Source organism: Proteus sp. fly-1067, assembly GCF_040139345.1.
GTDB classification, from domain to species: Bacteria; Pseudomonadota; Gammaproteobacteria; order Enterobacterales; family Enterobacteriaceae; genus Proteus; species Proteus vulgaris_B.
In genome coordinates this window covers 919,469-931,220 of the sequence record NZ_JBEEUL010000001.1, presented here as the reverse complement: position 1 = coordinate 931,220, position 11,752 = coordinate 919,469, and the positions used below count along the sequence as shown (strand labels likewise).

The 11,752-nt window shown below is 38.0% G+C and carries 12 protein-coding genes; 6 read left to right on the top strand and 6 right to left on the bottom strand.

Annotated features, from left to right (window positions below):
* Positions 1-3: 3 nt before the first annotated feature.
* The 6 genes from arnD to lplA all read left to right on the top strand — a co-directional run bounded on the left by arnD (position 4) and on the right by lplA (position 5,042).
* Positions 4-897, top strand: a complete 894-nt coding sequence (gene arnD / locus ABN217_RS04290; RefSeq protein ID WP_109408669.1) for a 4-deoxy-4-formamido-L-arabinose-phosphoundecaprenol deformylase — start codon at positions 4-6, stop codon at positions 895-897.
* A gap of 7 nt (positions 898-904) precedes the next feature.
* On the top strand, positions 905-2,569 hold the full coding sequence (gene arnT, locus ABN217_RS04285) for a lipid IV(A) 4-amino-4-deoxy-L-arabinosyltransferase (RefSeq protein ID WP_115349629.1): 1,665 nt from the start codon (positions 905-907) through the stop codon (positions 2,567-2,569).
* Positions 2,569-2,910 (top strand): 4-amino-4-deoxy-L-arabinose-phosphoundecaprenol flippase subunit ArnE, encoded by a 342-nt coding sequence (gene arnE / locus ABN217_RS04280; protein WP_349459094.1) that lies wholly within the window; start codon positions 2,569-2,571, stop codon positions 2,908-2,910. Before arnT ends, arnE begins: the two co-directional genes overlap by 1 nt.
* Positions 2,907-3,305 (top strand): 4-amino-4-deoxy-L-arabinose-phosphoundecaprenol flippase subunit ArnF, encoded by a 399-nt coding sequence (gene arnF, locus ABN217_RS04275; protein WP_349459093.1) that lies wholly within the window; start codon positions 2,907-2,909, stop codon positions 3,303-3,305. Before arnE ends, arnF begins: the two co-directional genes overlap by 4 nt.
* A gap of 148 nt (positions 3,306-3,453) precedes the next feature.
* The gene (locus tag ABN217_RS04270; protein WP_036913240.1) at positions 3,454-3,945 is read left to right on the top strand and encodes a C40 family peptidase; all 492 of its coding nucleotides are present in this window, start codon (positions 3,454-3,456) and stop codon (positions 3,943-3,945) included.
* Between the two features lie 77 nt (positions 3,946-4,022).
* Positions 4,023-5,042: a lipoate--protein ligase gene (gene lplA / locus ABN217_RS04265; protein ID WP_349459092.1), complete on the top strand. Its 1,020-nt coding sequence runs from the start codon at positions 4,023-4,025 to the stop codon at positions 5,040-5,042.
* 88 nt (positions 5,043-5,130) lie between these two features.
* Here lplA and ABN217_RS04260 read toward each other — a convergent pair whose 3' ends face one another.
* The 6 genes from ABN217_RS04260 to ABN217_RS04235 form a co-directional block, all read right to left on the bottom strand.
* Positions 5,131-5,499, bottom strand: coding sequence for a helix-turn-helix domain-containing protein (locus ABN217_RS04260; protein WP_196553164.1), 369 nt, complete (start codon positions 5,497-5,499; stop codon positions 5,131-5,133).
* A gap of 514 nt (positions 5,500-6,013) precedes the next feature.
* Positions 6,014-6,808 (bottom strand): heme ABC transporter ATP-binding protein, encoded by a 795-nt coding sequence (locus ABN217_RS04255; protein WP_196553163.1) that lies wholly within the window; start codon positions 6,806-6,808, stop codon positions 6,014-6,016.
* Positions 6,805-7,809, bottom strand: a complete 1,005-nt coding sequence (locus tag ABN217_RS04250; protein WP_196553162.1) for a FecCD family ABC transporter permease — start codon at positions 7,807-7,809, stop codon at positions 6,805-6,807. The genes ABN217_RS04255 and ABN217_RS04250 overlap by 4 nt, the downstream gene beginning before the upstream one ends.
* Positions 7,809-8,624, bottom strand: coding sequence for an ABC transporter substrate-binding protein (locus ABN217_RS04245; RefSeq protein ID WP_196553161.1), 816 nt, complete (start codon positions 8,622-8,624; stop codon positions 7,809-7,811). The genes ABN217_RS04250 and ABN217_RS04245 overlap by 1 nt, the downstream gene beginning before the upstream one ends.
* A gap of 15 nt (positions 8,625-8,639) precedes the next feature.
* Entirely contained in the window at positions 8,640-9,689 is a 1,050-nt protein-coding gene (locus tag ABN217_RS04240) for a hemin-degrading factor (protein ID WP_196553160.1), read from the bottom strand.
* Between the two features lie 35 nt (positions 9,690-9,724).
* Positions 9,725-11,752, bottom strand: coding sequence for a TonB-dependent hemoglobin/transferrin/lactoferrin family receptor (locus ABN217_RS04235; RefSeq protein ID WP_196553159.1), 2,028 nt, complete (start codon positions 11,750-11,752; stop codon positions 9,725-9,727).

Below are 11,752 nucleotides of genomic sequence, written 5' to 3'. Positions count from 1 at the left end.
ATAATGAAGAAAGTTGGTTTGAGAGTTGATGTGGATACTTATCAAGGAACGAAGCAAGGTATTCCACAGCTACTGGATGTATTTGCCAGACATAACATTCATGCCAGCTTCTTCTTTAGCGTAGGTCCAGATAATATGGGGCGCCATTTATGGCGCCTTTTAAAACCAAAGTTTTTATGGAAAATGCTGAGATCTAACGCTGCATCGTTGTATGGATTAGATATTTTATTAGCAGGAACAGCATGGCCAGGCAAAAAAATTGCTAAGAATCTAGGTTATTTGATGAAAGAAACCCAAAATGCTGGGCATGAAGTAGGGTTACATTCATGGGATCACCAAGGTTGGCAAGCAAAAGTTGCTCGTTGGTCAACAGAAGAATTAATGCAACAAGTTCGTTTAGGTGTAGAAGCACTGGAAAAAGCACTTGAAAACCCTGTAAAATGTTCAGCAGTTGCTGGATGGCGTGCTGATGAACGCGTATTAACAGTTAAAGAAACTTTTCAATTCGATTACAATAGCGATTGTCGAGGAACGCATCCTTTTAGACCTATTTTAGAAAATGGTTCTATCGGTACGGTGCAAATTCCAGTAACATTACCAACTTATGATGAAGTCGTCGGCACAAAGGTAAAGGATGAGGATTTTAATCAATTTATTATTGATGAAATCAAAAAAGACAGTGGAATACCTGTTTATACTATCCATACCGAAGTTGAAGGAATGTCAAAAGCAGCTCAGTTTGAGCAGTTACTGGCAATGATTGCAAATGAAGGCATCGAATTCTGTCCGTTAAGCGATTTATTACCACAAGATAAAGAAACGCTTCCGATGGGTAAAGTTGTTCGATCTGACTTTCCAGGTCGAGAAGGCTGGTTAGGGTGCCAACAAGAGGTCTAACGAAACTATGTTGAATAACCGGGCGAGTAAAATCGGGGCCATCCTCTTGGCTCTTTTTTTTGTTCTTACCTACTTATTTCCATTGAACAGCCGGTTATTATGGCAACCAGATGAAACCCGTTATGCGGAAATTAGCCGCGAAATGGTGGTGAGCGGGAACTGGATTGTTCCTCATATGCTCGATATTCGCTATTTCGAAAAACCCGTTGCAGGTTATTGGATCAATAATGTTAGCCAATTAATATTTGGCCACACAAATTTTGCTGTGCGTTTTGGTTCAGTTATTTCTATTCTATTAAGCACATTACTTGTTTATTTACTGGCAAGAATGATGTGGCGTAACCGCCAAGTCGCTTTTGTTTCTAGCTTAATTTATTTATCCATGTTTTTAGTGTTTAGCGTAGGCACTTACAGTGTGTTAGATCCTATGTTAGCACTTTGGGTTACCGCGAGTATGGTCTGCTGTTTTTGGGCACTGAAAGCGACGACGGTAAAGACACGAATATTAGCTTGGATAACATTAGGTTTGGCTTGTGGTATGGCATTTATGACTAAAGGGTTTTTAGCATTAGCTATCCCTGTCATTGTGATGATACCTATTACTCTTTATCAAAAGCAATTTACTCAAATGTTGCTCTATGGCTTACTTGCGGTGTTTAGTGCTGCATTAATTAGTTTGCCGTGGGCGTTAGCTATTGCAAAAGCAGAGCCTGACTATTGGCATTATTTCTTTTGGATTGAACATATTCAGCGTTTTTCTGGTGAAGATGCTCAGCATAGTTCCCCATTCTGGTACTATATTCCTATTATATTGTTAGGGGTAATACCTTGGCTTGGTTTATTGCCTGGTGCATTAATGGGGGCATGGAAGAAAAGACGTAAACGCCCAGAACTGTTTTTCTTATTGTGCTGGTTTGTTGTTCCGTTTTTATTCTTTAGTATTGCGAAAGGAAAGTTACCAACATATATGTTGCCATTTATGGCGCCGCTTGCAATGCTAATGGCAAAATATGGCGTAGATTGTGCTCGTAAATTTAGAATGAAAGCACTGCGTATTAATGGCTATATCAACATTTTTATTGGTGTTGCCGCCGTTGTCGCTATCTTAATCATTCAACTTGCTTCTTCAAAACCTATATACATGCCTTATGAGTGGTCTAAATGGGTTTTAGCCATCGTCGCATTCTCTTTATGGGGTATTATTGGTTATCTTTGCTCTACACTTAATGGTAAACATTGGCTATGGGCAGCATCTTGCTCGTTAGGTGTGAGTTTGTGCATTGGGCAGGCAATACCTAACAGTAGTGTTGATGGAAAGTTACCTCAAGAATTTATTCGTCAAAATATTGATACACTCAATGCGAGCAAATACATTGTAAGTAACAGTGTAGGGGTTGGTGCTGGATTGGCGTGGGAATTACAGCGTAGTGATATTTATCTTTATGAAAGAACAGGTGAGTTAACTTATGGTGTTAGAGAGTATCCTGATTCTCAGCATAAATTAATTAAACCTGATAATTTTGCTCAATGGTTAGAGCAAGCAAGAAAAGAAGGTAATGTATCAGTCGTTATTACGTTTAAAGATCCGAAAAAATTAGCTCAATTGCCAAGACCTGAAGAACTTGTGACAAATCATCGAGTTGCTATTTTGACGTATGAGAAGCGTAATTAATGTCCTTTGTTTTATTGCTAATTGTGAGCTTTTTGACCTGCATAGGGCAAGTATGTCAAAAACAAGCGGTGGTTAGCTGGCAAAGTGACTCATTAACAAAAGTCAGAAAAACGATTTTCTGGCTTTTTGTTGCCATTGCGATGCTTGGTTTAGGGATGCTGTTTTGGTTACGACTATTACAAATTCTTCCTCTAAGTATTGCTTATCCTATGTTAAGTATTAATTTTATTGTGGTGACATTAATAGGGCAGTTTGTGTATAAAGAGCCTGTAAATGTGAAGCATTGGATTGGTATTGCATTGATTATGATTGGTATTGTATTGATGAGTATGCAAGCATGAAAGGCTATTTATGGGCGATGGGAAGCGCACTATTAGTCACTGCTGCTCAATTGTTGTTAAAGTTTGGTATGTCTGAGCTACCGGATTTACAGCTAGAAAAACGGTGGTTTGATTTTTCATGGCTATGGGACAATATTACACCTTTAAGTATCGTATTTGCTGGGCTTGTAGGGTATGTACTGTCAATGGTTTGTTGGTTATTTACTTTACGTACTATCCCTTTAAATAAAGCTTATCCACTTATTAGTTTGAGCTATGTTTTTGTTTATATCCTTGCAGTGATATTACCTTGGTTTCAAGAAAACCCTTCATGGACAAAAACAGCGGGCGTTATTTTTATTATGATAGGCGTTTGGCTGATTAGCCAGAAACCCAAAGAGTCAATATCACACTAAATTCAAAGTTTGGGTTTTATTTTCTGTACCTTGTTGGTTATTGTGCGATTTATTCTATTAATCTTGATTCATTCACCTTCAATAACTTGTTTTTGCTTAAAAAAGCAGATAGATTTTAAAATCTCACATAATAATAATGGTGGATGCAATGAGAAAGTCCGTTTTCTATCCTTTCTTACTCTGTATTATCCTGTTGGCTGGATGTTCATCTAGTCCGTCAAAGCGCATTCCACCAGCGCCTCCTTTAAAAACGCAACTTTCCGATCCTATTATGGTGATAGTGCAGCTTAAATCACAACTTGAGCAGTGGTATGGTACACCTTATAGTTATGGCGGAATGACATCTTCAGGTATTGATTGTTCAGGGTTTGTCTATAAAACGTACAGCGATCGTTTTGATATTAAATTACCTCGGATGACTATCGATCAAACCAAATATGGAACACAAATCAGTAAAAGTGACTTAATGCCAGGGGATTTAGTATTTTTCAAAACTGGTGGTGGTGAAAATGGGCTTCATGTTGGTATTTATGACACTGACAACACATTTATTCACGCATCAACTAGTAAAGGAGTTACTCGCTCCTCTCTTGATAATGTCTATTGGAAAAAAACATTCTGGCAAGCTCGCCGATTGTAATTTAGTGCCATTTAAGACCCTAATATATTGAGAGTTATGCTATCTTATACCTTATTTTCTTCATATAGGTATTCCTCATGTCAGGTAAGTTGCGACTGTTAATTTCCGAATCTTATGATCCTTGGTTTAACCTTGCTGTTGAAGAGTGTATTTTTAGACAAATGCCAGCGGATCAGCGTGTACTTTTTCTGTGGCGTAATGATAATACGGTAGTTATTGGACGAGCCCAAAATCCGTGGAAAGAGTGTAATACGCGAAAAATGGATGAAGATGGCGTGAAATTAGCACGGCGTTCAAGTGGTGGTGGTGCTGTTTTCCACGATCTCGGTAATACCTGTTTTACCTTTATGGCGGGAAAACCAGAATATAATAAAACGATCTCAACTCAAATTATACTTGATGGCTTATCAAAGGCAGGTATACAAGCTACAGCATCAGGGCGTAATGATTTAGTTGTACCGCAAGAAGAGGGTGAAAGAAAAATTTCAGGCTCGGCTTATAAAGAGACAAAAGATCGTGGTTTCCATCATGGCACATTATTAATAAATGCTAATTTATCTAGATTAGCCAATTACCTCAATCCAGATCCGAAAAAACTTCAAGCTAAAGGGATCACTTCTGTACGTTCTCGAGTGACTAATTTAGTCGAACTGAAAACTGATATTACTCACGAAAAACTTTGTGAAACTATTACCGAAAGCTTTTTTGAATACTATGGTGAACGAGTAGATGCAGAGATTATTTCCCCGCAAAAATTACCTGACTTACCTGGTTTTGAAGAGACATTCGCTAAGCAAAGTAGTTGGGAATGGAATTTTGGACAAGCTCCTGCATTTTCTCATTTGTTAGATAATCGTTTTAAATGGGGTGGGGTTGAACTACATTTTGATATTGAGCGTGGTAATGTAGTCAGAAGTCAAATCTATACTGACAGTTTAGATCCTGCACCGTTAGAAGCTCTGTCAAATATGCTTGTTGGACAACGTTATACACCAGCATCTTTAAATGTGTTGATAGAACAACTGATAACATGTTATCCCAGCAATAAAATGGAGCTTAAAGAGCTTCAAGAGTGGTTAGTGACAGCAATTGCTTAATTTTTTGTTCAAAAAATATAGTAGAACACAAAAAAACCAGCTCGATGATAGCTGGTTTTTTTATGACATCTTATAAATGCTAAATTAATCAGTGAGTTTCACATGACATAAAGCAATGTGTATCTGGCATAGTGCCATTTTCTCTAAACTTAGCAGGTGTAGTATTAAAATGTTTTTTAAAAATACGAGTAAATGTTGCTTGAGAGCTAAAGCCATACATTAAAGCGATGTCTAAAATAGACATATCTTTTTCTTGTAATGATTTAGCCGCTTCTAATAAGCGACGTTTGCGGACATATTCGCCTAATGTGCAGCCTTTAAAATCTTTAAATATGCGTTGTAAGTGCCATTTTGAATAACCACTTTTGTTCGCAATAGTATCGATTTTTATACCTTCGTTACGTTGTAACTGGGTTTCTAACCATTTTAGAATATCATTAACGACATTTTCAGCCATAAAACCTCCCACAAAAATGGTGGGGACACAGTGCCCAAGTAAATAGAATAGTAACGTATGTTATTTATAACCTATTTTAAGCATGGGGAAAATAACTGGTAGGCAAAAAGTGCTTTTCGTTATTGATAATCATTATCAAATTAATAGGTGAAAGCTATATATCTCAAGTAAGGTAGAGCTTAATGGAAATTTTTGATTAAAAAAATTGCTTTGGATGCATTTTATTTTGTTGAATTTATTGATTTATTTTTTCTTTCGTCATTCTGTTATACCGTTTATTTTTAAGATTGTTATATTTTTCCGTGTGATTTATAAGCCAATCAATGATTAAGGTGTATTTTAAAGTCAATTTATTTGACCAAATAGGGAAGTTTAAAAATAAGATTTATTAATCAATTGGGGTGGTGTTACTTAGTGCATTTTATTTGAAATAAATAAGCATATAAAAATAAATTAACTCAGTCACAATCTAGAAAACATATGTTAGAAGGTAACTGAGTAAAACTAAGGTAACTTATGGGCGGAGAAAAACTTGTGGATACGAATGCTCTGGATGGGTATCAACACTCACATCTGCGCCATACCATTTTTGGATATTTTCTGTTGTAAGGACATTGTGTGGGGTACCTTCACAAACTAATTTCCCTTGATGTAATAATAAAATTCTATCAGCATAAAGTGAGGCTAAATTAAGGTCGTGTAGAACGCAACAAACCATAAGATGTTGTGTTTTTGCTAATTGCTTTAGTAAGCGCAAGCTGTGTTGCTGATGGTAAAGGTCAAGTGCTGAAGTCGGCTCATCGAGGAATAACACCGCTTCTTGTGGTGTTGGATGCCATAATTGAGCTAATACTCTGGCAAGTTGCACTCTTTGTTGTTCGCCACCTGATAATTGACGATAGTCTCTATCTTTAAACTTTAAGCAATCTGTTTGTAGTAGAGCCGTTTCGATAGCTATTTTTTTATGTTGTTGCCCATGAGGGCTTCTTCCCATTGCAACCACTTCTTCTACAGAAAAAGAAAATGAGAGTTGGCTATTTTGGCGCATAACAGCCCGGTTTTGTGCTAATTGTTGGCTATTCCATTGCGAATAAGTCTTTTGTTTAAAATAGCACTCACCTTGTGTTGGTGTCGTATAACCAGTCAATAAACGTAGTAATGATGATTTTCCTGCACCATTAGGTCCAATTATAGTGACTAACTCTCCGGCATTAAGTGAAAGAGACACATCATCAATAATGTTTTTTTCACCAATTTGATACGTCAAATTATTTCCATAGAGCAACGAAGTGTTTTGTTTTTGAATCATGACATCCTTCCCGCGGGTTGTCGTAATATAAGCCAAAGGAAATAAGGGCCACCAATTAATCCTGTAATGAGCCCCACAGGGATTTCTGCAGGAGATACCAGTGTTCTTGATAATGTATCAGCGGCGAGCAACAGTGTTGCACCACCTAAAATGGTAGCAGGTAATAACCATACGTGATTACTACCAATGCGCATGCGAATAAGATGTGGAACCACAAGGCCAATAAATCCAATGACACCACTGAGAGCAACAGCACAACCAATTAAAATGGCACTAAGTAGTAATAAAATAAATTTGGTTCGTCTTACGTTTAATCCTAAATAGTGCGCTTCTTCGTCACCAAGTTGTAATAGATTTAATTTATGGCTTTGCCAACAAGCTAAAAGGCTGACAGGGATGATCACAAGGGTTGCAATTGATAAGGTTTTCCAGTCAATTTGGCTTAATGACCCCATCATCCACAGTGAAAATTGACGTAATTGTTGATCTGTACTGATATAGCTTAAGACACCAATAAAGGACATACAAAGTGCATTGATAGCGATCCCTGCAAGTAATAACCTTGCTAAATTACCATCACTCAATTGATGTAATGAGAAGATGATCATTGCCACAATTAAGCCGCCAACAAAGGCGGCAATGATATGACTGTAAAATGCGAATACAGGTGAAAAAGAGAAGGGTAATATAATCACGATAGCAACCATTAGTGCTGCACCGCTACTTATGCCAAGTAACCCTGGGTCAGCTAATGAGTTTCTAAATAATCCCTGCATGATCGCACCTGATATCGCTAATGCCCCACCGACAAGAATAGCCAAAAGCACACGAGGCAAGCGTATATCAAGCCAAATTTGCCATTCCATATCATCAAAAGAGCTATTCCATAATGTATGAAATGAGAGTGCCAATGCACCGCTATTCACAGAGATTAATGTAACAATGGTGAGCAAACAGAGTAAAACTAAAATACTCATCCACGGTGAACGAAAACGAGACATTATTGCTCCAATGCTTGACGAATTTGATGCATGACATCAGGTGTTGAAAGCGTAAAACCTAACAAACCCATATCATCGACGACGACATAATGTTTATTTTTACCTGCAGGTGTGTACTTTATACCGGGTAAATTCCAAAGTTTTTCAATACCGCCAATGCCTTTAATACCTTCTTTAGTCACCAGCAAAATATCAGGTTGGCTTGCAATGACACCTTCTTGAGAAAGAGGGCGATAACTCGTAAAGCCTTGCATTGCATTCTTACCTCCAACTAGTGAAATAATGGTATCTGCTGCAGTATTTTGACCAGCGGCCATAGGAACAACACCACCATGACTCATGATATAAATGACTTTTTTATCTATAGGAGTTGTGGGTATTTGGCTAATAGATAGGGTGAGTTTTTCTTTTAGCTGCTCACCTTCTTTTTGTTTATTTAAAATGGTGGCAATGGTGTCTATTTTTTCATTAATGGCTTCTAATGAATGTGTACCTGTAATCGTTTTAACAGTGACTCCTGCCTCTTTTATTCGGCGTAGTGCTAAAGAAGGGCGAGCGAGTTCGCTGGTTATAATTAATGTTGGTTTGACCGATAAGATACCTTCGGGGTTTAGCATTCGCATATAACCCACATCAGGGAGTGCTTTCACTTGTTCAGGGACTAAACTAGTGCTGTCTCTTGCAATAATTTGTTCACCTGAACCTAATGCGAAAACGATCTCTGTGATATCACCACCAATAGTGACAATACGTTCATTGGCGGAGTTGGCAAACGACATTAAGCTACACAGGATCAAAAGAAGCCATTTTTTCATTAACTCATTCTCCGATTAGGCTATTTTAGCAAGAGTATTAACTTGCTCGCGCCATTGTTGTTGCTCAGCAGTGCCTTCAGTTCGTTGTCCATAAAGCTGGGCAATCTGTTGGCCTTTGCTATCAAAGATTTCAAGACTGGTGACAAAACCATCCTGAGTTGGTTTGCGAGTGATCCAGCTTTCAGCGATTTCGCTTTCAATTAAATGAAGTGTAAATGCGGGATTGAAAACGTTAATCCAGACTTGATCGCTATTCTCAAATTGATGAGGAACTAAACGGTCAATCTGCCCCGTAAAGATTTGCACACAACCACGGCTTCCGACAAAAATCATGATCTCATTTTGTGCTTCTTTAGCGAGGGTTAATAAGGTTTTCAGTGCACTGTTATCGACTTGATAAGCAAGGTCATCGGCAACAGCTTTAAAGGCTTGTTGACGACTCAAATTATTTTCTTTTAGTAGTTTGAAAAATTGGTGAACATCGGTCATTGAACGCCATTGTTGTTCAAGTTGCTCTGCCAATTCATGACTAACCGGTGTGCTTGAATAAGGTTCGATAGGGGTAATGTCGAGAGCTGGATTTTCTTCCGATAAGAATGATTGGATTAGCGCATTCCATTCATCCATATTGGTATTGTCAGTTGCATAGACTTTATGTAATGCATCGCCATGCATATCAAAAAACTGAATGCTATAGCGAGTTCCTTTTGAGGTTTCTTCAGCGAGTGCAAAAATGCTAGACCAATAAGCGAAGAAAAAGCGTAAATCCATTGCACGAGGATTTAAAATCAAACCTGCGTGATCGTTAAAGCGAGCATTAGTGTATTCACCAAGTTGTTCGTGAACGGCGATATCGTTACGAGTAATGGCTTTGACTTCACCTACTTTACTTAAGGCTTTTAATAATTCTTGCACATCGTTACGTAAGCGTTTTGCATCATGTCCTATGCGTGCATGGGTTAATTCGGCTTCACTTACATTTAAGTATGTAGCCAGATCACGGGCATAAGGTGCTTTTTTATCCGCTTTAGCTTGCAGGTAGCTCTCATAAAGAGGTTTATTCACAGAAACTCCTATTATATTGTTGATTTTATTGTTTATTACCACTGGTAACTCACAAGCACTTTTGCATTACGACCTTCTTGAGGAATACCGGCAGAAGAATAATAAGTTTTATCAAATGCGTTACCCAGTACAAATGAGGTTGTTAATCCTTTTAATGAAGCACTTCCTTCATAGCGAAGGTAAAAATCATTGACGCCATAACCTGCTTGTTGATTATTAACTGGGCGATTAAAGCGATTATGTTTGGTAAAATCTGTTTTTTTCGTAAATTGACCGACCCAACCTACTGAAAAGTCTGTGCTTGGAACTGGAACATCAAAGCGACTGGTCAAAGTATCAGGTTCAATCGAAGTAATTGAGGCATTTGTAGCATTATCTTTTCCTTTGGTGTGGTTATACGCTAAGTCCCAATTAAAGAATTTAGATTGGTAGCTCATAGAAACATCCCACCCCCAAATAGTTGCTCTTGGAATATTTGTTGATTGTGTATATCCCTGAAAAATAGCGACATCTGCATCAATATAATCTTTTGCGCGAGTATTGAAATGGGCAGCTTTAATTTTCAGATTATCATTATTAGATAATAAGTCATCGAATTGAAAACCAAATCCATATTCAGTGGTTGAATTGGTTTCAGGCTTTAAATTAGGGTTAGGACGCCAATAGTTTGTTGGTGCTCCTGGGAACGGGGCATCAAAATGCTTAGCATCATTGTACATTTCGCCTAAAGAAGGTGCCCTAAACGCTTGTGAATAAGAGGTATAAAGCATTGACCAATCGGTAGGTGTGATGCTGATGGCTCCTTTGGATGACCATTTATCAGCGGTAATATCATCATAACGATCGTTTTGGCTTTTATATTTATCAAAACGGGTTCCTAAAATTAAGGAGACAGGCAAATCATGTAAAGTGACTTCATCTTGAATCCAACCTGACATAAAACGAATATCTGCTTGTGGGAAGCTTTCTGTATTTTGACTTGGTGATTGTTTCTGTTTATATACTTCACCACCATAAGTAAAACCATGTGATGCGAAACTCTGCATGGCGAGTTGTGAGCGGTTTTCTAGTTTTACGCCATACGTCTTTTGTTCTCGACCTTCAAATCCTTTTTGTACTGTTTTAGCGTTGATATCAACTTCACTGTAATAGGCTTGTGTTTTTAGATTAATCCATTGTAAATCTGAAGGATTGTATTGATAGGTTAACTGTGCATCTTTTTGTGTTGTTGTTCGGTCAGTTTCCACATTTGTCAGTGTGGAATTTCCAGCAATTTGAGGGTTTTTAGGTTGATGAGCATTATTATGGTAATAGCGGAATTGACCACTTAAAGTATTGCTATCATCAATAAACCAACGCCCTTTGGAGAGTAGGTTAATAATGGTTTCATCATTTTGTGCACGATAACCCCCACCATAACGTATATCACCTTTATCACGTGCTGATAATGCAACAAGACCATCAAGCTTCTCGTGTTTACCAAAAGCGGTAACTCCTAAACCTTGGCTATGTTGTGCGGTATTACCAAGACCAGTGACACGTACACCGCCTTGTTCATTTTTTGAAAGTAGATCGCTCGCATCAACTGTATCGTAAGCAATAACACCGCCAAGTGCTCCACTACCATACAATAATGCAGAAGGACCCCTAACCACTTCAACTTGCTTTATAAGAAGAGGGTCAACAAAAATACTATCAATATGGCCAGTGTCAGTTCCTTGACGTACACCATCTACAAGTGTCAATATTCCATTTTTACTGTATCCACGCATACTGATGGTTTCACCATTAGTACGACCTGTGCCTGAAATAGAAATTCCGGGCACATGACGAAGTAGTTCAGATGCACTACCCGCGGTTTCTGACAACGCATTGTTATTTTTAATAACGGTTGACATCATGGGTAACGTAAAGCTATCACGCTCATTACCAGTCGCATAAACGGTAAGTACTTCTGTTTTTTTCTCCTCGCTAGTGTGTGTTTTTTCTTGTGCTGATACACAAGCAGAAGAAACAGCAACAGCAAGTAAACTAAATTTAATTAATAGGAATGACTGAGACAT